28 protein-coding genes and 1 pseudogene are annotated in these 22,589 nt (G+C 70.1%); 15 read left to right on the top strand and 14 right to left on the bottom strand.

The features are described 5' to 3' along the window. Positions 1–57 precede the first annotated feature (57 nt). Positions 58–897, top strand: coding sequence for an isoprenyl transferase (locus IF17_RS0107440; protein ID WP_030563399.1), 840 nt, complete (start codon positions 58–60; stop codon positions 895–897). A 58-nt stretch (positions 898–955) separates the two neighbouring features. Here the strand turns inward: IF17_RS0107440 and IF17_RS0107435 are convergent, their stop codons facing one another. The 4 genes from IF17_RS0107435 to IF17_RS0107420 form a co-directional block, all read right to left on the bottom strand. Then, positions 956–1,390: a Fur family transcriptional regulator gene (locus IF17_RS0107435; protein WP_030563397.1), complete on the bottom strand. Its 435-nt coding sequence runs from the start codon at positions 1,388–1,390 to the stop codon at positions 956–958. A 65-nt stretch (positions 1,391–1,455) separates the two neighbouring features. Further along, positions 1,456–2,355 carry a metal ABC transporter permease gene (locus tag IF17_RS0107430; RefSeq protein ID WP_030563396.1) on the bottom strand — a complete coding sequence of 300 codons (900 nt, stop codon included), beginning with the start codon at positions 2,353–2,355 and terminating at the stop codon, positions 1,456–1,458. Continuing rightward, positions 2,355–3,158: a metal ABC transporter ATP-binding protein gene (locus tag IF17_RS0107425; protein WP_030563393.1), complete on the bottom strand. Its 804-nt coding sequence runs from the start codon at positions 3,156–3,158 to the stop codon at positions 2,355–2,357. Before IF17_RS0107425 ends, IF17_RS0107430 begins: the two co-directional genes overlap by 1 nt. Before the next feature lie 29 nt (positions 3,159–3,187). Continuing rightward, a complete protein-coding gene (locus IF17_RS0107420) occupies positions 3,188–4,195 on the bottom strand; it encodes a metal ABC transporter substrate-binding protein (RefSeq protein WP_030563391.1) in 1,008 nt (335 codons plus the stop codon). Positions 4,196–4,372: 177 nt separating this feature from the next. On the opposite strand from IF17_RS0107420, the gene IF17_RS0107415 reads away from it, so the two are divergent. The 3 genes from IF17_RS0107415 (at position 4,373) to IF17_RS0107405 (ending at position 6,499) form a co-directional block, all read left to right on the top strand. Continuing rightward, on the top strand, positions 4,373–5,755 hold the full coding sequence (locus tag IF17_RS0107415; RefSeq protein ID WP_030563389.1) for a glycine--tRNA ligase: 1,383 nt from the start codon (positions 4,373–4,375) through the stop codon (positions 5,753–5,755). 123 nt (positions 5,756–5,878) lie between these two features. Further along, a complete protein-coding gene (locus tag IF17_RS0107410) occupies positions 5,879–6,082 on the top strand; it encodes a hypothetical protein (RefSeq protein WP_030563387.1) in 204 nt (67 codons plus the stop codon). A gap of 177 nt (positions 6,083–6,259) precedes the next feature. Further along, entirely contained in the window at positions 6,260–6,499 is a 240-nt protein-coding gene (locus IF17_RS0107405) for a DUF6243 family protein (protein WP_030563385.1), read from the top strand. 94 nt (positions 6,500–6,593) lie between these two features. On the opposite strand, the gene IF17_RS0107400 is transcribed toward IF17_RS0107405, so the two are convergent. Then, positions 6,594–8,468 (bottom strand): FG-GAP-like repeat-containing protein, encoded by a 1,875-nt coding sequence (locus IF17_RS0107400; protein WP_030563383.1) that lies wholly within the window; start codon positions 8,466–8,468, stop codon positions 6,594–6,596. A gap of 85 nt (positions 8,469–8,553) precedes the next feature. Beyond that, the gene (locus tag IF17_RS0107395) at positions 8,554–9,285 is read right to left on the bottom strand and encodes a hypothetical protein (protein WP_030563381.1); all 732 of its coding nucleotides are present in this window, start codon (positions 9,283–9,285) and stop codon (positions 8,554–8,556) included. 409 nt (positions 9,286–9,694) lie between these two features. On the opposite strand from IF17_RS0107395, the gene IF17_RS0107390 reads away from it, so the two are divergent. Both IF17_RS0107390 and IF17_RS0107385 read left to right on the top strand, forming a co-directional pair. After that, on the top strand, positions 9,695–10,792 hold the full coding sequence (locus IF17_RS0107390) for a hypothetical protein (RefSeq protein WP_018511573.1): 1,098 nt from the start codon (positions 9,695–9,697) through the stop codon (positions 10,790–10,792). 42 nt (positions 10,793–10,834) lie between these two features. Continuing rightward, positions 10,835–11,311, top strand: coding sequence for a hypothetical protein (locus IF17_RS0107385; RefSeq protein ID WP_026241396.1), 477 nt, complete (start codon positions 10,835–10,837; stop codon positions 11,309–11,311). A gap of 66 nt (positions 11,312–11,377) precedes the next feature. Here IF17_RS0107385 and IF17_RS0107380 read toward each other — a convergent pair whose 3' ends face one another. Next, entirely contained in the window at positions 11,378–12,919 is a 1,542-nt protein-coding gene (locus tag IF17_RS0107380) for an RICIN domain-containing protein (RefSeq protein ID WP_380890525.1), read from the bottom strand. A gap of 278 nt (positions 12,920–13,197) precedes the next feature. On the opposite strand from IF17_RS0107380, the pseudogene IF17_RS0107375 reads away from it, so the two are divergent. Then, positions 13,198–13,350: pseudogene (locus IF17_RS0107375) on the top strand (formylglycine-generating enzyme family protein); the annotation flags it as partial. A gap of 20 nt (positions 13,351–13,370) precedes the next feature. Here IF17_RS0107375 and IF17_RS0107370 read toward each other — a convergent pair. Then, positions 13,371–14,030, bottom strand: coding sequence for an MSMEG_1061 family FMN-dependent PPOX-type flavoprotein (locus tag IF17_RS0107370; protein ID WP_030563375.1), 660 nt, complete (start codon positions 14,028–14,030; stop codon positions 13,371–13,373). Positions 14,031–14,073: 43 nt separating this feature from the next. Here IF17_RS0107370 and IF17_RS0107365 point away from each other — a divergent pair, with 43 nt between their 5' ends. Continuing rightward, positions 14,074–14,493 carry a hypothetical protein gene (locus tag IF17_RS0107365; RefSeq protein WP_051883912.1) on the top strand — a complete coding sequence of 140 codons (420 nt, stop codon included), beginning with the start codon at positions 14,074–14,076 and terminating at the stop codon, positions 14,491–14,493. Positions 14,494–14,519: 26 nt separating this feature from the next. On the opposite strand, the gene IF17_RS0107360 is transcribed toward IF17_RS0107365, so the two are convergent. The 5 genes from IF17_RS0107360 to IF17_RS0107340 are packed head-to-tail and all read right to left on the bottom strand — an operon-like array spanning position 14,520 to position 16,110. Then, entirely contained in the window at positions 14,520–14,912 is a 393-nt protein-coding gene (locus tag IF17_RS0107360; protein ID WP_030563371.1) for a hypothetical protein, read from the bottom strand. Beyond that, complete coding sequence (locus tag IF17_RS0107355; RefSeq protein ID WP_244890435.1) at positions 14,909–15,325, bottom strand: hypothetical protein; 417 nt, start codon at positions 15,323–15,325, stop codon at positions 14,909–14,911. Before IF17_RS0107355 ends, IF17_RS0107360 begins: the two co-directional genes overlap by 4 nt. A gap of 40 nt (positions 15,326–15,365) precedes the next feature. Continuing rightward, a complete protein-coding gene (locus IF17_RS0107350) occupies positions 15,366–15,731 on the bottom strand; it encodes a hypothetical protein (RefSeq protein ID WP_030563366.1) in 366 nt (121 codons plus the stop codon). Then, positions 15,731–15,859, bottom strand: coding sequence for a hypothetical protein (locus tag IF17_RS1000000140105; RefSeq protein ID WP_272932849.1), 129 nt, complete (start codon positions 15,857–15,859; stop codon positions 15,731–15,733). Before IF17_RS1000000140105 ends, IF17_RS0107350 begins: the two co-directional genes overlap by 1 nt. Then, complete coding sequence (locus tag IF17_RS0107340; protein WP_030563364.1) at positions 15,856–16,110, bottom strand: hypothetical protein; 255 nt, start codon at positions 16,108–16,110, stop codon at positions 15,856–15,858. Before IF17_RS0107340 ends, IF17_RS1000000140105 begins: the two co-directional genes overlap by 4 nt. A gap of 115 nt (positions 16,111–16,225) precedes the next feature. On the opposite strand from IF17_RS0107340, the gene IF17_RS0107335 reads away from it, so the two are divergent. From IF17_RS0107335 to IF17_RS0107315, 5 genes are all read left to right on the top strand, one after another. Further along, positions 16,226–17,065 (top strand): helix-turn-helix domain-containing protein, encoded by an 840-nt coding sequence (locus IF17_RS0107335; RefSeq protein WP_030563362.1) that lies wholly within the window; start codon positions 16,226–16,228, stop codon positions 17,063–17,065. Beyond that, the gene (locus IF17_RS0107330) at positions 17,062–17,271 is read left to right on the top strand and encodes a DUF397 domain-containing protein (protein ID WP_030563360.1); all 210 of its coding nucleotides are present in this window, start codon (positions 17,062–17,064) and stop codon (positions 17,269–17,271) included. Before IF17_RS0107335 ends, IF17_RS0107330 begins: the two co-directional genes overlap by 4 nt. A 146-nt stretch (positions 17,272–17,417) precedes the next feature. Then, the gene (locus tag IF17_RS0107325) at positions 17,418–17,624 is read left to right on the top strand and encodes a DUF397 domain-containing protein (protein WP_030563358.1); all 207 of its coding nucleotides are present in this window, start codon (positions 17,418–17,420) and stop codon (positions 17,622–17,624) included. A gap of 160 nt (positions 17,625–17,784) precedes the next feature. Continuing rightward, positions 17,785–18,360, top strand: coding sequence for a YdeI/OmpD-associated family protein (locus IF17_RS0107320; protein ID WP_030563355.1), 576 nt, complete (start codon positions 17,785–17,787; stop codon positions 18,358–18,360). A 34-nt stretch (positions 18,361–18,394) separates the two neighbouring features. Then, entirely contained in the window at positions 18,395–19,351 is a 957-nt protein-coding gene (locus IF17_RS0107315; protein ID WP_030563353.1) for an alpha/beta fold hydrolase, read from the top strand. A gap of 277 nt (positions 19,352–19,628) precedes the next feature. On the opposite strand, the gene IF17_RS0107310 is transcribed toward IF17_RS0107315, so the two are convergent. After that, positions 19,629–20,084, bottom strand: a complete 456-nt coding sequence (locus tag IF17_RS0107310; protein WP_030563351.1) for a VOC family protein — start codon at positions 20,082–20,084, stop codon at positions 19,629–19,631. 213 nt (positions 20,085–20,297) lie between these two features. Between IF17_RS0107310 and IF17_RS0107305 the strand changes: the two genes are divergently transcribed. Then, positions 20,298–21,494: an alpha/beta hydrolase family protein gene (locus IF17_RS0107305; protein ID WP_030563349.1), complete on the top strand. Its 1,197-nt coding sequence runs from the start codon at positions 20,298–20,300 to the stop codon at positions 21,492–21,494. A gap of 124 nt (positions 21,495–21,618) precedes the next feature. Beyond that, positions 21,619–22,587, top strand: a complete 969-nt coding sequence (locus IF17_RS0107300) for a glutaminase (protein ID WP_030563347.1) — start codon at positions 21,619–21,621, stop codon at positions 22,585–22,587. The last annotated feature ends 2 nt before the right edge of the window (positions 22,588–22,589 follow it).

Here is a 22,589-nt window from a genome sequence, read left to right as displayed (position 1 = left end):
GGGCCCTAGAGAGCGACGCGTTGTGTGAAGAAGTGACACAGGGAGACTGAGAACCTCATGGCAGTACGCGGGATCCTCGGCGGCCGTAACCGGCGCACGTACAAGACCCCCGAGCCGCACCCCTCGGGCGCGACGCCTCCGAAGATCCCCGGCGAGCTGGTGCCCCAGCACGTCGCCGTCGTGATGGACGGCAACGGCCGCTGGGCCAAGGAGCGGGGGCTGCCCCGCACCGAGGGCCACAAGGTCGGTGAGGGCGTCGTCATGGACGTCCTCAAGGGGTGCATCGAGATGGGCGTCAAGAACCTCTCGCTCTACGCCTTCTCCACGGAGAACTGGAAGCGCTCACCGGACGAGGTGAAGTTCCTGATGAACTTCAACCGCGACGTGATCCGCCGCCGCCGCGACGAGATGGACGAGCTCGGCATCCGGATCCGGTGGGTGGGCCGCATGCCCAAGCTGTGGAAGTCCGTCGTCCAGGAGCTCCAGGTCGCCCAGGAGCAGACGAAGGACAACGACAGGATGACGCTGTACTTCTGCGTCAACTACGGCGGCCGTGCCGAGATCGCGGACGCCGCGCAGCGCATCGCCCAGGACGTGGCGGCCGGGAAGCTCGACCCGTCGAAGGTCAACGAGAAGACGTTCCAGAAGTACATCTACTACCCGGACATGCCGGACGTGGACCTCTTCGTGCGCCCCAGCGGCGAGCAGCGCACCTCGAACTACCTGATCTGGCAGAGCGCGTACGCGGAGATGGTCTTCCAGGACGTTCTCTGGCCGGATTTCGACCGTCGGGACCTGTGGCGGGCCTGCCTGGAGTACGCGCAGCGCGACCGCCGCTTCGGCGGGGCGCAGGAGGCGGCGGAGGCCGCGAAGGCCGCGGAGGCCGCCAAGAAGTGACGTAGGACGTGAGAAGGGCCCCTGTACGCGTACAGGGGCCCTTCTCACGTTCGCGCGCCTACTTCTTGCTCGCGGCGCACTCCGCACACGTGCCGAAGATCTCGACGGTGTGCGCGACGTTCACATAGCCGTGCTGGGCGGCGATCATCTCGGCCCACTGTTCGACGGCGGGCCCTTCGACCTCGACCGCCTTGCCGCAGAGCCGGCAGACCAGGTGGTGGTGATGGTCACCGGTCGAGCACCGCCGGTAGACGGCCTCGCCCTCGGTGGTGCGCAGGACGTCGACCTCGCCCGCGTCGGCGAGGGACTGAAGGGTCCGGTAGACCGTGGTCAGGCCCACGGAGTCGCCGCGGTGCTTGAGGACGTCGTGCAGCTCCTGGGCGCTGCGGAACTCGTCGACCTCGTCGAGGGCCGCCGCCACCGCAGCCCGCTGCCGGGTGGACCGGCCGCGTACCGGCGCTGCGTTCGTGCCACTGATCGGCGCCGTGGCCACAGGTGCCTCCTCGTGTCGCCCGTACATGTGTCGGGCCATTGTGCCAGCCCGACCGGACGCCGCACTCAAACGCGCAGGTCGTCCGTCCCCCGGCGGGCCGCCGGTACCTCCAGGGTGCACTCCGCACCCTTCGCCTCGCTCGCCCGGGCCCGTCGTTTCGCGAGCGGAGCCGCGAGCGCGGTCAGCGCGACGAACACAGCGATGGCCAGCAGCACGATCGTCGCCCCCGGCGGAACGTCCTGGTAGTACGAGGTCACGGTGCCGGCCAGGGTCACCCCCGTGCCGATCACCACGGAGAGCACGAACGTCACCTTGAAGGACTTGGTGATCTGCTGCGCGGCCGCCACCGGCACCACCATCAGCGCGCTGACCAGCAGCAGCCCGACGACCCGCATCGCGACGGTCACCGTCACGGCGGCCGTCACCGCGACCAGCAGGTTCAGCACCCGCACCGGCAGCCCGGTCACCCGGGCGAACTCCTCGTCCTGGCTGACGGCGAACAGCTGCCGCCGCAGCCCGACCGTGACCAGCACCACGAAGGCCGCCAGCACGCAGATCGCGATCACGTCGGACTCGGAGACGGTGGAGAGCGAGCCGAAGAGGTACGAGGTCAGGTTGGCGTTGGAGCCCGTGTCGGAGAGATTGATCAGCATGACGCCGCCCGCCATGCCGCCGTAGAAGAGCATCGCCAGGGCGAGGTCGCCGCGTGTGTGCCCGTACCAGCGGATCAGCTCCATGACGACCGCACCGGCCACGGCGACGGCGGTGGCCATCCAGACGGGGCTGGTGGAGAGCAGGAAGCCGAGGCCGACACCGGTCATCGCGATGTGCCCGATGCCGTCGCCCATGAGGGCCTGGCGGCGCTGGACCAGGTAGATGCCGATGGCGGGCGCGGTGATGCCGACCAGGACGGCCGCGATGAGCGCCCGCTGCATGAAGGGCGGGTTGAGGAATTCGAGGAACATCAGGTCAGCAGTCCCGTCCGTACGGGCTCGTCGGCCGCGTGGGGGTGTACGTGGTCGTGGCCGGGCAGCGCGTGCTGGCCGAGCGCCTCCGGCGGCGGCCCGTCGTGCGTCACACAGCCGTCGCGCAGGACCACGGCCCGGTCGATCAGCGGCTCCAGCGGGCCCAGCTCGTGCAGCACGAGGAGCACGGAGGTGGACAGGGCCACCTGCTCACGCAGGGTCGCCGCCAGGATCTCCTGGCTCGCCAGGTCCACCCCGGCCATCGGCTCGTCCATGATCAGCAGCTCCGGCTCGGCGGCCAGGGCGCGGGCGATCAGGACCCGCTGGTGCTGGCCGCCCGACAGGGCGCTCACGGAGTCCTTGGCGCGGTCGGACAGGCCCACCAGCTCGATGGCCCGGTCCACGGCCGCCCGGTCCGCCTTCCCGGGCCACCGCAGCTTCGTACGGGCCAGCCGGCCGGAGGCGACGACCTCGCGGATGGTGGCGGGGACCCCGCCGGCGGCCGTGGTGCGCTGGGGCACGTAACCGATCCGGCCCCACTGCCGGAAGCGCCGCAGCTCGGTGCCGAACAGCTCGACGGCGCCGCCGGTCAGCGGGACCTGGCCGATGGCGGACCGTACGGCGGTGGACTTGCCGGAACCGTTGGCGCCGAGCAGGGCGACGACCTCGCCGCGGTGCACGGTGAGGTCCACCCCGCGCAGCACGGGGCGCGCGCCGAGGGTGGCCGTGGCGCCGCGCAGGCTGACGACGGCCTCGCGGGTGCCGGCCACGGGCTCGCGGGTGCTGGTCTCACGCTCCGGCATGAGCGCCTCCGATCGGGATGTGGTGGGGGTCACTTCGCGCCGAGCGCCTTCTGCAGCGCGGCGAGGTTGGACTCCATGACCTCGATGTAGTCAGCGCCCTGGGACTTCTTCGTGATTCCCTCCAGCGGGTCCAGGACGTCGGTCTTGAGCCCGGTGTCCTTCGCGAGGGTCTTCGCGGTCTTGTCGCTGGCGAGTGTCTCGAAGAAGACGGTCGTGGCCTTCTCCTTCTCCGCGACGGTGTGGAGCTCCTGGATGCGGGCCGGGGTCGGCTCGGCCTCGGGGTCGATGCCCGCGATGCCCTGCTGGGTGAGCCCGTAGCGCTCGGCGAGGTAGCCGAAGGCGGAGTGGGTGGTGATGAAGGTCTTGGTGGCGGTGTTCTTCAGCCCGGTCTCGTACGCCGTGTTCAGCTTGTTCAGCTCGCCGACCAGGGCCTCGGTGTTCTTCTTGTAGTCGGCGGCGTGGTCGGGGTCGGCCTTCTCCAGGGACTTGCCGACGCCCTTGGCGACCTCGGCGTACTTCACCGGGTCCAGCCAGATGTGCGGGTCGGCGCCGCCTTCCTCGCCGTGGTTGTGGCCGTCGCCCTCTTCGTGGGCGTCTTCTTCGTGACCGTGCTCTTCCTCGCCCTCGTGGCCGTGGTCGTGGCCGCTGACCTCGGCTCCGTGGTTCTCCAGCGTGGTGAGGGTCGCGGCGTCGACGGTGTTCTTCACACCGGACTGCTGGATCGCGTCGTCCACGGCGGGCTGGACGCCCTTGAGGTAGAGCACGTAGTCGGACTCGCTGATGGAGCCGATCTGGCGGGGGGTGAGCTCCAGGTCGTGCGGCTCGACGCCCGGCTTGGTGAGGCTCGTGACGGCGACGTGCTCGCCGCCGATCCGCTCGGCCAGGAACTGCATCGGGTAGAACGACGCGGTCACCTTCAGCTGGTCGCCGTTGCCCCCGTCCGCTGCATCGGAGGTGGAGCAGGCCGAGAGAGCGGTCAGACCGAGGACGACTGCTCCGGCGACGGCGGTGGTGGGTATGAGGCGGCGTACGTTCATGACAGTCATTTTCAACAAAAGTGGAAACGATTGTCAACAAGGCGGATGAGATGCCCGGAAGGTCACATAGGGAGGGGCCGAAGATCGTCGAAGGCCCCACCGATTTGATCCGAGGGGTGCGCCCGCCGGTAATCTGAAGCATTCGCCGTTCGTCGCCGTCGTAATGAAGAGAGCACCGTGGCCGCCGACAAGATCGACACCATCGTCAGCCTGAGCAAGCGCCGTGGCTTCGTCTACCCCTCCAGTGAGATCTACGGTGGTCAGCGCGCCGCCTGGGACTACGGGCCGCTGGGCGTCGAGATGAAGGAGAACCTGAAGCGCCAGTGGTGGCGCTACATGGTCACTTCGCGCGAGGACGTGGTCGGTCTCGACTCGTCGGTCATCCTGGCCCCGGACGTCTGGGTCGCCTCGGGTCACGTCGCCACCTTCTCGGACCCGCTGACCGAGTGCACCTCCTGTCACAAGCGCTACCGCGCCGACCACCTGGAGGAGGCGTACGAGGAGAAGCACGGCAAGCCGCCGGTCAACGGCCTCGCCGACCTCAACTGCCCCAACTGCGGCAACAAGGGCACCTTCACGGAGCCCAAGGAGTTCTCGGGCCTGCTCTCCACCCACCTCGGCCCCACCCAGGACTCCGGCTCGGTCGCCTACCTGCGCCCCGAGACCGCCCAGGGCATCTTCACCAACTTCGGCCAGGTGCAGCAGACCTCGCGCAAGAAGCCGCCGTTCGGCATCGCGCAGGTCGGCAAGTCCTTCCGGAACGAGATCACTCCGGGCAACTTCATCTTCCGGACCCGTGAGTTCGAGCAGATGGAGATGGAGTTCTTCGTCAAGCCGGGCGAGGACGAGGAGTGGCAGCAGTACTGGATGGACCAGCGCTGGAACTGGTACACGGACCTCGGCATGCGCGAGGAGAACATGCGCTGGTTCGAGCACCCGAAGGAGAAGCTCTCCCACTACTCCAAGCGCACCGCGGACATCGAGTACCGCTTCCGCTTCGGCGGCAGCGAGTGGGGCGAGCTGGAGGGCGTCGCCAACCGCACCGACTACGACCTCAAGGCCCACTCCAAGGCCTCCGGCACCGACCTCCAGTTCTACGACCAGGAGGCCGGCGAGCGCTGGACGCCGTACGTCATCGAGCCCGCGGCCGGTGTCGGCCGCGCGATGCTGGCGTTCCTGCTCGACGCCTACATCGAGGACGAGGCGCCCAACGCCAAGGGCGTCATGGAGAAGCGCACCGTGATGCGCCTCGACCCGCGCCTGGCGCCGGTCAAGGTCGCGGTCCTGCCGCTCTCCCGCAACCCGCAGCTCTCGCCGAAGGCCAAGGGCCTGGCGACGGACCTGCGCAAGAACTGGAACATCGAGTTCGACGACGCCGGCGCCATCGGCCGCCGCTACCGCCGCCAGGACGAGATCGGCACCCCGTTCTGCGTGACCGTCGACTTCGACACCCTGGACGACAACGCGGTGACCGTGCGCGAGCGCGACACGATGAAGCAGGAGCGCGTCTCCCTGGACCAGATCCAGGCGTACCTCGGCGCGCGCCTGGTCGGCTGCTGACAACTCCCGTACGTGCGCCCGTAGGCGCGTGAGGCCCCCGGTTCCGGGTACGGAACCGGGGGCTTCGCCGTATCGGTCCACTCGGTCCACCGGAGCCCCCGCCGCCGTCCCGGGAGGTACGCGATGCCGTCGATCACCAGCAGCAAGGTCAGCAGATGGGACCAGCACGGCCGTGAACACGTCGTGCAGGTACGGAAGTCGGGCATGTCACGCGAGCTGACGTGCTCCACCTGCGGCTGGCGCCGCTCGGCGCAGTTCCTGCCCTGGCTGAAGGCCCAGGAGCACCTGACCGAGGCCCACCAGGCGACGGTCGACCCGACGGCCTGAAAATCTGGTGCGGGGTGCTCCGGGAGCGGGGTACCGTTCCGGCATGTCTTCGTTCTTCCAGATCTACGAGTGAGAGCGCGGCGGGTTGAGTCCATCCCCGCCGCCACGGGGATCGGCGCGACCGGCCCCTTCGACCTTTCCTGACTCACTTCTCATCACCACGAATGGGAGAACGCCGTGGCCAAGAGCCGCAACAACCTCCTCGGTGTCGGCGGACAGCGCAAGAAGCTGTCCCGCGCCGAACAGCAGGGCGCGGGTTCCGCGCGAGGGGCCGACCGCAAGGTGGCCGAGGACAAGAAGCAGGAGCTCGTCCGCAAGATGCGCGAGCGCGCCGAGGCACAGGCGGCCACGACCGCCGCCGAGCCGGGCGAGCAGCCCGGGCAGTCCGAGCAGGACACGCCGCCCGCGCAGAGCTGACGTACCCACGCACCGGGGCCCGTTCCGTACGGCGTACGTACGGAACGGGCCCCTTCGCGTACGCCGGTGAGCGCCCCGGCACACCGCCACGCGGCTACCGGGTCCTGAAGCGCCGGAAGAGGTTGCGGGCCACGTACACTCCCGGCCCGCCGAAGCCGACGATGTCTACGCGGCCGTCGCCGGTGATGTCGGCCAGGAAGCGAGGGTGGCGGTCCACCCGCCAGGCGCCCGCCTCCTCGCCGTATCCGAAGCCCCGGCACACCAACTGCGCCTGTTCGAAACGGCCTTCGCCCACCGCGTGCGCCACCCAGACCCCCTCGTCGCCGAAGCCGACGATGTCCGGGGTGCCGTCCCCGGTCACGTCCGCGAGGAGGCGGAGATGCTTCCCGCCCGTCCATCCCTGGGCGCGCCCGAAGTCGTTCAGGACGAGCCGCGCGGGCTCGAAGGTGCCGTCGCCGCGCCCGTGGGAGACGACGACGCCCTGCGGGCCGAACCCGACCATGTACGCCGCGCGGCCCTCGGCGGCGCCGACCACGAACCGGGGGTACCCGTCGGCCGAGCGCCACCCCTGCTCGAACCCGAACTCGTCGAGCACGTACAGCGGTTCGGCGTACGTGCCGTCCTCGGCCTGGAGGGAGACCCAGACGCCGTCGTCGTGGCAGCCGACGATGTCGAGCCGGCCGTCCCCGGTGGTGTCGGCCAGGAAGCGCGGGTGGCGGGCGACGAGCCATCCGCCGGCCTCCTCGCCGTGCCCGAAGGCCCGGACAGCCGGTTCGCCGGGGAGCGGCGCGAAGGTTCCGTCCTCGGCCTGGAGGGAGATCCACACGCCGTCGTCGTGGCAGCCGACGATGTCGACCCGGCCGTCGCCCGTGGTGTCGGCCAGGAAACGGGGGTGCTTGTCGGCCAGCCACTCACCGGCCTGCTTGCCGTGCCCGAACGCCTTGACGGCCAGGTCGCCGCCCGCGGGCGCGAACGCCCCGTCCTCGCCCCGGGCGGAGATCCGGACCCCGCCGGTGCACAGGACCACCAGATCGGGCCTGCCGGTGCCCGCCAGGTCCACGAAGGACCACAGGTCCGCCGCGTTCGGGGCGGTCGCCCCCTGGTGCAGCGGCTGCTCGTCGTCGAACGTCCCGTCGCCCCGCCCGACCGACGTCACGGCGCCCTTGGTGGGCCTGACGGCCACGATGTCGGCGTGGGCCGAGCCCGTCGTGTCGGCCAGCAGCCGCGCTCCGGACCCGGCCCAGGTGCCGGGCCCTCCGCCGGGCGAGGGGGTGAGCACGTCGGTCTTCCAGCCGCCCGCCTCCGGAGCACTTCCGTACGCTTCGAGGACCAGCAGCGGGTCGCTGAAGGAGGGGGCCGCGCCGGGTACGGGCCGCAGCGCGGCCGAGCGGCCCAGCCGCCAGGACTGCCGGCTGTTCCAGTGGCTCAGGGGCGCCCAGCGCAGGACGGGGTCGCTGGTGCGCTCGGGCTCGGCCGGGACGAACCGCCACCGCTGGCTCGCCGCGCCGTCGTCGTACGGGTTCAGGGTGATCCGGATCTCGTCCGGGCCTTTCCATCCGTCCTCCGGGTCGTCCGGCTCCGCCACTTCCTCCAGGTCGAGAACGGTGCCGTCGGCCACGCCCTCGATGAAGTAGAGCCCCGCCTCGCCCTCGACGGGGACGACGTGCCACTGCTGGCCCTTCTTCCCGGCGGCCGCGTCCCACTGGCGGACCCCGCGGTCCGCGGCGGCGGGGTTGTCCAGCACCTTCCCGCCGGCCGCGTTACGGATCACGTACGCCGGGTCGTCCTGCGCCGGCGTCACGGGAGTGAGCTGCCACAGGTCCGGGCGCGGGCCGTCGGCCCCGGCTCCGGCGGGGAAGTCGCGGACGACGAGGGTCCCGTCCGCGCTCGGCGCCGCCTTGGCGCCGAGTCTCCTCCCGGTGGCGGCGTTGACGATCTCCAGCTTCAGTTCTTCCGTGGGCACGGGCATCGTGGTGCCTCTTCCAGGCGGTGCGGACGCGGACGTTGACTCGGGAGCGGGCGGCGAGGGCTGCGGTGGCGGTGGTGGCCACGAATCACGTGAAGACGTGGTGGTACGGGACGTTCCACTCGTTGGGCAGGCGCGGGTAGAACGTGTTGATGACCGTCCCGGTGAAGTCCCCTCCCCAGTTGTAGGTGAGGCGTGCCTCGCCGTTGGCCGTCACCGCGTGGTCCTTGAAGCCGAGGATCGCGTCGGGGTGGGTGATCGGCACGAAGGTGATCCCGCCCCAGGGGGTGACCGTGACGACCCAGAGCTGGGTGTCCTCGGGGGTGCCGTTCCTGCCGCGCCACTTCTCGCCGACCTTGCCGGGCAGGCCGACCTGGAGGGTGTCGGCGCCGCTCTGGGGGGCTTCCTGGTGGACGGTGATCCGCCGGCGTTGCGGCTTCGGTACGCCGTCGTCGCCGCGCCCGGCGTCGATCGGGGGCTGGGCCGTGCCCGGGGCGGGGGGCGGGGTCGAGACCTGGCCGGCGGCGCTCTCGATGAAGTACAGCGGCCGCTGCCCGAAGAAGCCGCCGGGGGTGATGTACCAGAGGTGGCCCTTCGCCTCCTTGATGGCCGGATCGAGCGCGGTGGACAGCTGGACGCCCTTGTCGTGGCTCTGCTCCTTCAGCTCGGCAGGCCGCAGATAACCGCCGTTGAAGGCGTGGACCAGCATGACCGGCCGGGTTTCGAGCAGCGCCGCCACGATCGCGTTGTCATAGCTGTTCACCGCCACCGGACCGCCGACCACCAAATTCGACATCGCCGTGCGTTCTTGGGTGTACATCGCGGAAACCTCACCTGTTCTGGAGATGGAGAACAACGTGTCGGGCACTCAGTGCAGTGGTTTATCACGCCCCCTGGTCGAGGCCGCAATGGACTCCGGTGAGAACGGCACGAAAAGCGAATGAATGACCGAGAAAAATGCGCCTAAAGCCGACAACGTTCGAGGTCGGAGTGGGTGGGGGTAAGAATGACGCAAACTGGTCGCTCGGGCGATCGAGGAGGGCTCAGAGTTTTCGTGAACCCTCTTTTCAGGACAGCGGCCGGAACGGAACTCCCTCGATCGGGTGCGATGCGCGGGGATGCATTACGGAGAAATTGGGGCGCGTGCTAGCTTCGAATTCCGGGACATGCGCAGCCGCTTGTTTCCGCTTTCGCCTAGCGCGATCCGGCCAGACAGTCGAGGACGGGGAATGCCTTCCACCGCGTACAACCTGGTACCAGCCAAGCGCCAGCCGCTGACGAAGAAGAACCTGCGCGAACTGAACATCGAACAGACCTGGCAGTCCATCCTGGGCCACCCCAATCTGGTCTACGTCGACAACTACGGCGCCCAGCACAAGCCCGTCGGGTTCTCCCTCAACAAGTCGAGCTTCGGCTCCTTCCCCGGGTCCGCGCACCAACTGGGCTGGCTGGCCTACATGACCCTCGGGGAGCCGCTCATCGAGGAGCGGAGCAACATCGTCCAGCCCCCGCCGGACACGTTCTCCTCGCGCGCCTACGTCAACCGCAGCCAGACGTCGGAGATGACGTTCACCGACTCCGTCGACTTCACCGTGTCGAACGGGGTCACCTGGTCGCTCCACGGGGACGCCAAACTCACCTTCGGCGGCAGCGTCGGGGCCTCGCTCCAACTGCAACTCCAGAACCAGCTCCGGCTGGACCTCCAGTCGCAGCTCCAGGCGCAGTGCCAGAACGAGGTGGCGAACCGCAACACCGACACCGTGACCAACAAGAACAGCAAGGACAGCGTCGGCGTCGACAAGGCCCACGCCACCGAGACGTCCAACCGGAACGCCTCGTCGAACACCTCCACCAACACCGTGACGAACTCGGTGGGGTTCACGACGACCGGCAGCGCCACCGGGAACGCCTCGCTCAACGCCCAGTTGGCGCTGGGCATCGCGGCCACCGTCGGCGGCTCCTTGACCACCAGCTGGGCGTCGAAATCGCAGATCTCCGGCAAGGTCGAGCCCGGCTCCCGGGTGAAGACCCTGGTCACCCAGCGACGCGTCCGCAGGCTGTACACGTACGAGATCCCGGTGACCTTCTCCGGGCTGATCGCGGTGCAGTACGCGGTGCCTGTGACGGTCCTCTCGCCACCGCAGTCCTCCGCCTACCCGGGCCTGGCACCGGTCGTCGCCCGCGACATCGGTGACATCGACCTGGCGGCCGGCGGCTTCCGGATGATGGGCACGGCCGAGGTCGTCTCCGCGCTGGACGTCCATCACGCGATGTTCGACGGCGAGGACCTGAGCGACAGTCAGCAGACGCTGTACAAGAACCCGTGACCGGGCGGTGACACCGCCACACGACAACCAGGGGTGACGACCATGGTGTTCGACAACATCTTCGGCTCGGCGGGCAGGAGCGCGGGCCTCTTCTCCGTGACCACGAACGGCACCAGACCGCAGCCGGGTGCGGGCGTCGACTTCGAGGACGCCGACGACGACACGTACGACGACACGACCGCCAGCCTGTTCACCAACGGGATCCACGGCTCCACCTCACGCGCCAAGGTTGTGCAGGAGCAGTCGCCCGAGGCCCGGATCATCCTGGGCTTCCTCGGCTCCTTCGTCCAGGCCACCCAGGAATCGGCCGGCGCCCAGGCCCAGTACGCCCAGGACCCCGGCTCGGTCTCCTCGGCGGCCGCGGCCGGCATGCAGGAGGCGAGCGGGACGGTGGAGCAGCACAGCGGCCTCCAGAAGGACGAGGACCTGGAAGACAGGCCGAAAAAGAGCGACTTCGCGAAGCCGCCGAAGACCCCGGAGACCCCGAAGGCCGAGAAGCCGGAGGCGGAGGGCTCGTAAGGACTCGGAGGACGAGGGAGCGGAGGGGCGGAGGCGCAAGGCCCCTCCGCCCCTCCGCTCCCGGTCTCACGCGGGAAGCAACTGCCACTGCCGCTCGCGGTGGTCGCCCTCGGCGCTGTGCTGCCTGACCGCCGCGCGGGCGTTGGTGCCGACCCGCAGGAGCAGCCCGCTGTTGCGGTTGGCGATCTCGAAGACCTGCTGCGCGTCGCCGGCGGCGCCCACCGGGATCAGCCGCCACTGCTGGTGATGCGCGTCCACGCCTTCGTACGCGCGCTGCGCCACCACGGCCCCGTCGCATTGGTGGGCCCCGCCGACCTCCAGGACCTTGCCACTGCGCACGTTCTCGAACGTGTACAGGATGTCGCCGTCCTCCTGACCCGCCGGGACCAGCCGCCACCGTTGGTGGTCGCGGGGAGCGGCGAGCGCTTGACGGATCTCGGCCCCGTCGGCGGTGGACTCGCGCAGGACGCCCATCCGCAGCTTGCTCCGGACGTTGGCCCAGGAGGCGACGGTTCCGGAGTCGGGCATGCCGACCATCCTCGGGGAGGCGATCTTCCGGATGCGGTGGTTGACGTGATCCACGATGTAAAGGGCGTCCACGCAGTCGACGGCGAGCCCGTACGGCTGGTTGAGCTGCGCGGCGGAGGCCGGGCCACCGTCACCGCCGTAGCCCGCGCCCTTCGTGCCGGCGACGGTGCTGATCTGCCCGTCCGGCGTGACCTTGCGGACCCGGTGATTCTCGAAGTCGGAGATGTACAGGTTGCCCGTGCTGTCCCGGGCGAGTCCGTAGGGCCGGTTCAGCTTGGCGGAGGTGGCCGGGCCGCCGTCACCGCCGAAGCCCGCCGAGCCGTTGCCCGCCACCGTGGTGATCTGCCCGTCCGGGGTGATCTTCCGGACCCGGTGGTTGCTGGCGTCGGCGATGTAGAGAGCGCCGGCTTCGTCCAGCACCAGCGAGTACGGGGCCCGCAGATGGGCCGAGGTCGCAGGGCCGCCGTCCCCGCCGTACGCCGCCTGCCCGGTCCCCGCAATGGTGCTGATCGTCCCGTCGGGGGTGACCTTCCGGATCCGGTCGTTGCCGTACTCCGCGATGTAGAGGACACCGGAGCCGCCCACCACCACGCCGAAGGGCCTGTTCAGCCGGGCCGAGGTGGCCGGCCCGCCGTCGCCGCTGTGGCCCGCGGCCCCGTTCCCCGCGACCGTGCTGATCTGCCCGTCCGGGGTGACCTTGCGGACCCGGTGGTTCTCGGCGTCGGCGATGTAGAGAGCGCCGGCCCGGTCCACCGCCAGCTCGCGCGGGCAGTTCAGCCGGGCCGAGGTGGCCGGGCCGTTGTCGCCGCCGTAGCCCGCGGCCCCGGTGCCCGCGACGGTCCTGACCTTCCCGTCGGTCGTGATCTTCCGGACCCGGTGGTTGCTGTAGTCGGAGAAGTAGAGGGTGCCGACGCTGTCGATCGCGATGCCGTAAGGATGTTTCAGGTGAGCCGTCACGGCGGGCTCGTTCTCCCCCTTGAACCCGGCGGCCCCGGTCCCCGCGACCGTACTGATCGGAGGGTCGGCGTCCTCGCCGTCGGTGGCTCCCGCGGCTCCCGCGCTGGCAGTGCTCATCGTCATCCCTTCGCCTCACCGCTCACCGGCCGCCTGCTACGGACGGTTGTGGCTCGACTCCAGCAAGTCACAGGGGAGTTGTCGTTGGCAAGATCACTCCCGGGTGGTCCGCGCGGCGTACGTTGACAAGCGTGGCGAGTCGGCCACGTGCGCGGCCGATACGCGTCGACCGGTGCGGACCACCGCCGTTCTGTCTCCCTGTCCCGGGCGTGGCCCGTCGCTACGCGGACACACGCGTACCGGAGGCGTGGTACCGGAAGGAGTCCTCGCGTACGGAGATCCACGTACCGGCCACCGAGGGCTGGGCTTACCGGCACATCACCCGGGGCGGCGCCTTCCGCCAGGACCTGGCCCGGTGCGCCCCGCGCCACGGCGCGTACGAAGAGGATCTGGCGGCGATCGGTGTGGGCTTCCGGCCGGCGGCTCCGGCACGGTGACCCGGGCTCGACCGCGGCCGTCACTCGTACCGGTACTTCAGCGAGTCCGCCTCCACCTGCTCGATGTCGGCGATGGTCAGCTCCGGCATCCGCAGCTGGGCCAGCGTGACCTCGGCCGAGGTCGGCTGGGCGTCCGCCGGCAGCCACTGCTCCGGCTTCCAGGCCCCGCTGCGCAGAAGGGACTTGGGGCAGTGCGGGTAGACCTCCTCGATCCCGACCACCAGTGCACTGGCCGGCGGCTTGCCCACGGCGGTCAGCTGGGACAGCAGCTCGGGGCGGGTGGAGACGCAGGCCCGGCCGTTCATCCGGAGCGTGGTGGTGCGCCCCGGGATGAGGAAGAGCAGACCGGCCCGCCCGGTGGCGATGACGTTCTGGAGGGTGTCCAGCCTCTTGTTGCCGGTCGCGTCCGGTATCGCCACAGTCCGCGCGTCCAGGACGGAGACGAACCCGGCGGGGCCGCCGCGCGGCGAGACGTCACAGTTGCCCTCGGCGTCGGCACTGGAGACCAGGACCAGCGACGAGCAGCCGATCAACCGCTGCGTCTGCTCGGTGAGTTCGGTCATCTGCTTGCGTACGGCGGCGGCGCTGGGGAGTTCGTACGCCTGGCGCAGCGCCTCCTGGTCGCGCATCGCGTCGAGACGGAGCGAGTCGAAGGCACTGCCGGCAAGGGGTGTCGTCATGGATCCGACCCTAACGAGTCCGGCCGGTGACATCCTGTCCCGCGTGAGCCCCACGTATGACGACATCGCGGAGCAGCAGGCGGACCTGGTGCGCCTGCTGCTCCCGTATCCGCGCGTACCGCTCCCCGACGGCCGGATCATCCTGGGCGTTCTGCCGCCCCCGCCGCCTTCCGAAGCGGTGCGCATCGCCGTAGGGCGGGGCCCGGGCGAGGACCACGAGAACACGACCGTGTGGGAGATCCCGTTGCGGGCCGATGCCCGAACCGAGGACCTGCTCGGCGGGGACGACGTCCTCGCGCTGGTGCGGGCCCTGCACACCGGCACCCAGATCTTCTCCAGCAGCCGTATGTCCTCGGTGATGGGTATGCCGCTGGTACGCGTCGATCCCACCCGGGTACGCCCGGCCTCTACCGACGGCGCCGACGGCATGCTGACCATCCTGCGCACGCTCACCAGCTGGTGATCCGGCCTGATCCAAACAAGAGGCCCTTAACCCCCGCCTCCTTCCCTCCGTTCGGGGAACAGGTGGGGGTGCCGCTCCGCGAGGACCCGTGTGATCGCTTCGTCGGTGGGGTCGGTGACCTCCCAGCTGTGCGGGGGCGGGTGCCCGGCGAAGAGCCCGCACGCCTCGTTGCGGGAGTCGAGGGCGGAACACCAGGGGAGCGGGACCAGTTCGGTGCGCTCCGTGTTCCACCGCGCCCAGACGGCGCCCCCGTACCGGCCTCCCTGGTCCCACAGCATCGCCGCGTGATCGCCCCCGCCCTCGTGGTCCTCGCCGAGTTCGCAGAGGACGTGGCCGGGCTCCGGGCGGTGTCCGGGGGCCGCCAGGGCGATCACGTGGTCCGGGGGCGGCAGGAACGCAACGGCCGTGCACTGCTTCATGGTTGAGGCCGCTCTCTCGGGTCTTCGGTGACGTCACCCGAGCCGACCGGTCCGGCGATCAGGTCACCGAGCGGGTCGACCACGCCCCAGGAGTGGGGTGCGGGGTGGCGGTCGAAGAAGGAGCACTGCAACAAGGATTCGGTGGCGAAGGTGCGGAGGACCGCCGGGCACCAGCGCACGGTCGCGACCCGGTGGACGCGTTCGGTGCCGCCACCGGTCCAGAAGAACCACAGAGCGGGTCTGTGGGGGACCTCGGCCGGTGAGACGAGCGCGGCGTGCTCGGTATGGGCGTCGTGCTCACCGAGCTCGCACAGGAGGTGGTGGTTCGAGGCGAGGACACTGGACGGGTCGTCGGGCCCGCCGCCCATGGTGACGAGGGCGGTCAGCACGTCGCTGACGGGTGCCTCGGTCACGGCGGTGCATTGCAGCACGTCGGTCTCTTCTGTGGAGGGCCTACGGATGGTCGGCCAGGCAACCGCGCCACCCGGCGAGGGTCAGGCTGAGCCCGACGGCCGGGTCAACTACGGTGATCAGCAAGGGAAAGCCCGCTTCGAGGGCCTGTATCGCGTCGTCCTGACGCGGCCCGTCGGTGGCCCAGAGCCGCAGCCTTTCCGGCGCGTCGGAGCCGTGGAAGCGGACAGCCCGTACGTCGGCGGGCAACGCGTCTCGTACGGCACTCCCGTGCCCGTTGGCGAGGCGGAGGGCCTGGCGGCGGAGCCACAGGAGGACCAGGCGCCGGTTGCGTACGGTGACCCCGCCGAGCGAGGCGAACCGCTGCCCGGCGGTCACGGTGACCTCGGCGGCGTAACGCGCGCGCATCACGCGGCGCGCCCGTGGTCGCCGTGGCGAATCAGGGCCCGGTAGGCCGGGTCGGATTCGATGCGTACGAGTTCGGCGAAGGGTGCGGTGGGGGCGGCCGGGCGCCGGGCGAGGGGGCGTGGCGTCACAGCACCTCACCCCGACTGCGGGCGTTGGCCCGCGCGGTACGGGCGCGGAGCTGCTCTATGGGGAGCGCGGGGCGTACGTGCCGGGGCTCGACCTGCCACTCGATGCCGCCGCCCATGGGGCGGAGGGACCAGTAGACGCCGGCGACCCCTCGGAACTCGCCCACGCGGTTGTCGCGACTGGTGTCGACCAGGGGGGTGTTCGGGGCGGGTGGGTCAGGAGGTGCTTCCTGGTGGCTCGCACGAGAGTCCACGGCGTACTCCTTCGCTCCGTTCTGTAGCCATTCGGCTACCGGGGCGATTCAGATTGACCTACCGTGAGAAGTCCTTCAACTGAGGGAATCTGAAGGAAGAGTAGGAAGTACGGGCATGGCCAATATCAAGCAACTGAACCCCGCCAGCAGCCCGCAAGCGGCCTTCGGAGCGCGTCTCCGCAGGTTCCGGGAGGAGCGGGGGTGGACGCAGGACGCGCTGGCCCCGAGGATCGGGTACTCCAGTCAGCACATCTCGGCCGTGGAAACTGTTCGCAAACCGCCGTCTCTTCCCTTTTCGCGGAAGTCCGACCAGGCATTTGGTACGACCGGCACAGCCGACTCGTTCGAGCGCGAGTACATGGAGCTGCGCAACGGCTCGCTGAAGGAGGGCTTCCCGGAGTACGTGGGGTACGAGGGCCGCGCGGTGGAGCTCCGGATCTACAACCTCGGTCTCATTCCTGGGCTGTTACAGACGCCGGACTACGCGCGGGCTGTGGCCTACGGTGCCGTGGAACGCGGGTCCATCACCTACGAGCAGGCCGACGAACGCGTCGCGTTCCTGGAACAGCGACAGGCGGCCCTGGTACGTTCGCAGCCGCCCATGATGTTCGTGGTCATGGACGAGAGCTGTCTCCATCAGGCTGTTGGCGGTCCGGAGGTCATGAACGCCCAGCTCCGACACTTGGAGGAGATGTCCGCGCGGCCCAACTGGATCATCCAGGTGGCGCCGTTCAGCATGGGGGAGCGCAGGGCGTTCGATCTGCCCGTCAACCTGCTGACCATGGTCGACCGGTCCATCGTCGCGTATGCCGAATCGCAGGCGCAGGGCTATGTCGAGCGCGAAACATCGGTGGTGGCCCCCATGTTCACGGCCTACCATCAGATGCAGGGCGAGGCGCTGTCGAAGGCGGCGTCTGCGGCCAAGATCAGCAAGCTGCGAAAGGGCACCCTGTGAAGACCGAATCCCCCCGTTGGTTCACGTCCTCGTACAGCTCGAACGGCGGTGACTGCGTCGAGGTGGCCGTCAACCTCGTCGCCTCGCAGGGCATCGTCCCGGTCCGCGACTCCAAGAACGTGGACGGCCCGGTGGTCGACGTGCGTACCGCTGCCTTCTCCGCGTTCGTGACGGGCGTGCAGGCCGGGAAGTTCGACGCCGCCTGACGGGCTGAGTTCCGAGCACCGCCCCACTGTGCCGTGCATGGTGGGGCGTTCTGCTGTCCGGAGGTGGAGGTGCGCGAGGGGTCCTCTGGCGTCGCTCTTCGGGCTCGTGCATGGTGGAACTTCCCGCTACGAAAGGGCCCTTCGCGATGACCGAGCACCCGCAGTGGTTCACGTCCTCGTACAGCGACAACGGCGGTGACTGCGTCGAGGTGGCCGCCAACCTCGTCGCCTCGCGGGGCACCGTCCCGGTCCGTGACTCCAAGTGCGTCGGCGGCCCGGTGGTCGACGTTTCGGCCGCCTCGTTCTCCGCGTTCGTGGCGGGCGTGCGGGCCGGGGGGTTCGACGCCGTCTGACGAGCGGATCCGGGACCCGCCCCACCGTGCCGCGCATGGTGGGGTGTCCTGCTGACCGCGCCCGCCCGGTTCAAGCCGGGTTCCTCCAGGCGGCCATAGCGGGGGAGATCGGGTACGTGTAGGTCAGCAGCTGTCCTATAGGGCCTCTACTCTGCGGTTCATGCAGGAACACGAGGACGGCGTCGAAATCCTTGTCCCCGCGAGCCCGGCCGAGCTTGAGGCCTGGCTCGACACGCATCACGGGGAACGGGCCGCGCTCTGGGTGAAGATCGCCAAGAAGCACACCGGCATCCCCTCGCTCACCTGGGAAGAGATGGTCGACACGGTGCTCTGCTTCGGCTGGATCGACGGTCTGCGCCGCGGCTTTGACGACACGTACTTCCTCCAGCGCACGACACCCCGCAGCCCCCGCTCCGCCTGGTCGCAGGTGAACGTCGCCAAGGCCGAGGCCCTCATCGCGGCGGGCCGGATGCGCCCCCGCGGCCTCGCCGAGATCGAGGCGGCGCGGGCGGACGGCCGCTGGGAGGCGGCGTATGCCTCGCAGAGGAATGCCACCACACCTCCGGATCTGGTCGAGGCGCTCGACGCGGACCCGGCCGCGCGGGCGTTCTACGAGACGCTCAGCAAATCCGACCAGTTCGCCCTGTGCCTCCGCCTGGTCACCGCCCGCAGCAAGAAGACCCGCCTGGCCCGCCTGGAGCGGATGATGGCGGCGATGGCGAGACCTGAGCGGTGATCTCATCACCCCGAAAAGGCAGTAAGGAAACGTCATGCTCAATCCAGCCGATTTTCCCGAGCCCACCATTGTTCCGGTCAACGGGGTGGAACTCGAAGTCTTCGAAGCAGGCCGGGAAAACGAGGGGAAGCCCATCGTGCTCTGCCACGGCTGGCCGGAGCACGCCTTCTCCTGGCGTCACCTGATGCCCACCCTCGCCGCAGCGGGCTACCACGTCATCGCACCGAACCAGCGGGGTTACGGCAACTCATCCCGCCCGGCCGAAGTGACGGACTACGACATCGAGCACCTGTCGGGTGACCTCGTCGCGCTTCTCGACCACTACGGATACGAGGACGCCACCTTCATCGGCCATGACTGGGGTGCGTTCGTCGTTTGGGCGCTGGCCCTGTTGCACCCCGACCGGGTGAACAAGGTGATCAACCTGAGCCTGCCTTACCAGGTGCGCGGAGAGAAGCCGTGGATCGAGGTCATGGAGGAATTCCTCGGCGGCGACTTCTACTTCGTCCACTTCAATCGACAGCCGGGCGTCGCGGACGCCGTGTTCGATGAGAACGCGTCCCAGTTCCTCCGCAACCTCTACCGGAAGAACGTGCCCCCCGCGCCCCCTGAGCCGGGCATGGCCATGATCAATCTCGCCAGAGCGGAGACACCATGCGGTGAGCCCGTCATGGGCGACAGCGAACTGGCCGTCTACGTCTCCGCGTTCGAGGCATCGGGATTTACGGGCGGCATCAACTGGTACCGGAACCTCGACCGCAACTGGCGCTTGCTGGCGGACGTGGACCCGATCGTCCGACAGCCCGCCCTCATGATCTACGGCGACCAGGACCGGGCGATACCGAGGTCCGAAGACCTGACAGCGTTCGTGCCCCATGTGGAAGTGGTCGGCCTGGACTGCGGTCATTGGATCCAGGAGGAAATGCCCGAAGAGACGAACCGGGCGATCTCCGGATGGCTGGAACGGCAGGATGCCGCCGTCCGACCTTGATTCTGTCGGGGATCGTGGAGTTCACCGGTGCGCCGACGTGATCGGTGGGCATGCGCGTGGCGAGCCCTCCCCAGGCCCATGTCCCCAGGGTCGGACCGGCTCCGTCGTCGCGGGTGTGCAGGCCGGGACGGTCGACGCCGTCCGACCACTGCGGTCCGGTGAAGCCCCACCGTTTCGACCGTGGCGGGGCGTATATGCCCCTTGGTGAGAGGGTGGATGATCTCGGCGCAGACTCCGTAACGCCCGGTGTGCGTACTCGACGTGACCCCAACGGCCTTCAGACGACGTCGAATTCGTTGCCCTCCGGGTCCTGCATGGCGGCGGCGTAGAGCCCCATGTCCGGCTCGTCCTTGATGCGCAGCACGGTGGCGCCGGCCTTGACCAGCCGTTCCACCGTGGCCTTCACCCGCTGGGTGCGGGTGTCCAGCGGGACGTCACGGCCCCCGCCGGCCTTCAGGTCGAAGTGCCACCGGTTCTTGGCGAGCTTCGGCTCCGGAACCTGCTGGAACCACACCCTCGGCCCTCGTCCCGAAGGATCGATGATCGACTCCGGTATGTCCCCGGCACCGGGCGGCAACTCTTCCTCGGGCACCCCCATCGACGCCCAGTAGGCACGCCACGTGGCGTGCCCGTCCGGCGGGGGCTCGGGCACGTAGTCCAGGGCCTCGGCCCAGAAGGTCACCATCTTCTGCGGATCGGAGCAGTCGATCGTCAGTTGCAGCGTCATCGCCATGCTCGGAGCATCCCAGGCAGGTCTGACAGGCGGGCGCCCGTGGCGGCCGAAGCCATGCGGATCCCTGTTGATCGATCTTGCGGATCTGCTTGCTCGCCCGGGGCCGCCCCGAGGACTCCTGCGGAACACCTCCCGCGATTGGTCCAGACCAAATAAGGTGTGGCTGAATTCCGCCCCGATCGCCCCCTGCCTCCCCCTTCCGAGGAGATACCGGTGTTCACCCGACGTGCCGCGCTCACCGCCGCCCTCGCAGCCCTCGGCTCCGGCGCACTGCCGACCGCCACCGCCACCGCCTCCGCCGCCACCGCCTCCGCCGCCGCCGCTCTCCCTCGCTCGGCCACGCGCGCCGTCCTGCCGCGTCCCACCGGCAGGCACTCCGTCGCCACCCGGTCCCTGCCGCTCACCGACTTCGGGCGCACGGACCCGTTCGCCTCGCGGCCCGGGCCCCGCAGGCTCATGGTCCAGCTCTGGTACCCGACCAGCTCCCCGGCTCCCGCGCCCCACCCCCGTACCCCCGCCGTCCCCTACACCGACCCGGGCACCGGCGCGGCGCTGGAGGCCGGCTGGGGCATGCGGCCGGGGGTGCTCAAGGGGGTCGGTACGCATGCCCGGGCGGGGGGCCGGCCCATCGCCGGGATCCGTTCGGCCGTGGTGGTGAGCCACGGGCGTGGGGCCTCCCGCATCCTCACCAGCGGTCTGGCCGAGGAGCTCGCCTCGCACGGGCACCTCGTCGCCGCCGTCGACCACACCTACGACGCCGCCGCCGTCCGCTTCCCCGACGGCCGTCTGGTGCTCGGCGCCCTCCCGGCCGAACCGGACGACTGGGACGCGCAGGACCGGCTGGAGGTCGCCGTGCGCGCCGCGGACCTGCGCTGTGTCGCCGATGCATTGTGCCGTCGTGGCCGGCCCCTCGCCGGGGTTCCCGTCCAGCGCGTCGGGCTGCTCGGCCACTCCCTGGGCGGGGCCGCCGCTGCCGAGGCCCTGCGGACCGACCGGCGCTTCGTCGCCGGGCTGGACCTGGACGGCGGCCTGTTCGGCACCACCGTGCCCGAGACCGGGCTCGACCGGCCCTTCCTGCTGCTCACCTCCTCGCCCGACCACGAGACCTGGGCCCGGTGGCGGGCCCGTCACCGCGGTTGGGGCCGCCACCTGCACCTGACCGGCGGCGGCCACCTCTCGGCCACCGACGTACCCGCCCTCGCGGCCGCCGCCGGGCTGCGGGAGCGGTGGCCCGAGCCGCTGTACGACGAGTACCTCGGCACGATCGCACCGCACCGCGCGGCGACGGTCACCCGCGCCTGCGCCACCGCGTTCTTCGACCGGTTCCTGCTGGGGCTCCACCGTCCGCTGCTCGACGCCCCCGGCCCCCGCCACCCCGAGCTCCGGTTCCTCTGGGCGCGGGGGGCGTGAACCGGCCGGGAGCCGATGCGGGGGCCCGGCGCGAGGGGTTTCTTGGCCGTATCCGGCGGGCGGGTCAGACTGTGGGCGGCCCCCGCCCCCGCTTTGCCCGCACCCCTCCCTGTCAGGAAACGCCGTGTCCCACATCTCCGCCGCCCCTCGGGCATGCAGCCCCGCCCCGCGCTCCGGCTCCCACCGGTTCTCCTCGGTGATCAGCCGTATCGCCGAGGAGATGGCCGCGCTGACCGACCACGGCACCCCGGCCGACTACATACCGATGCTCGCCGGTGCCGACCCCCGGCGGTTCGGCATGGCCGTCGCGGAGCCGGACGGGACCGTCTACGGTGTCGGCGACTGGCAGCAGCCGTTCTCGACGCAGTCCATCTCGAAGGTGTTCGCCCTGGCCCTGGCGCTCTCCCTGGACGGCGGGCAGCTCTGGCAGGGCGTGGGGCGCGAGCCGTCGGGCAACCCCTTCAACTCGCTCGTGCAGCTGGAGTACGAGAACGGGATCCCCCGTAATCCGTTCATCAACGCCGGTGCGCTGGTCGTGACCGACCGGTTGCAGGCTCTGACCGGGGATGCCGCCGGCCAGGTGCGGGACCTGCTGCGCGCCGAGAGCGGCAATCCCACCATCGACTTCGTCCCGCAGGTCGCCGCCTCCGAGGCCGCCTTCGGGGACCGTAACGCGGCGCTGGCCCACTTCATGGCCTCCTACGGCAACATCACCCTGCCGGTCCCGGCCCTGCTCGCCGCCTACTTCCGGCAGTGCTCCATCGAGGCCTCGTGCGCGGACCTGGCCCTCGCCGCCGGATTCCTGGCCCGGGGCGGTGTCCGGGCCGATGGTTCGGCGCTGCTGACCCGCAGCCAGGCGAAGCAGGTCAACGCGGTCATGCTCACCTGCGGGACGTACGACGCGGCCGGGGAGTTCGCCTACCGGGTGGGGCTGCCGGGCAAGAGCGGCGTCGGCGGCGGGATCATCGCCATCGTGCCCGGGGTCTGCACCCTGTGCGTCTGGAGCCCGGGGCTCGACAAGCGCGGCAACTCGGTGGCGGGTGTGTCGGCCCTCGACCGCTTCACCACGCTCACCGGGCTGTCCGTCTTCTGACG

This window comes from Streptomyces cyaneofuscatus, assembly GCF_000718135.1.
In the GTDB taxonomy this organism is placed as follows: Bacteria; Actinomycetota; Actinomycetes; order Streptomycetales; family Streptomycetaceae; genus Streptomyces; species Streptomyces cyaneofuscatus.
Note: the sequence above shows the minus strand (reverse complement) of the source record. Positions and strands in the feature narration are given on the sequence as shown.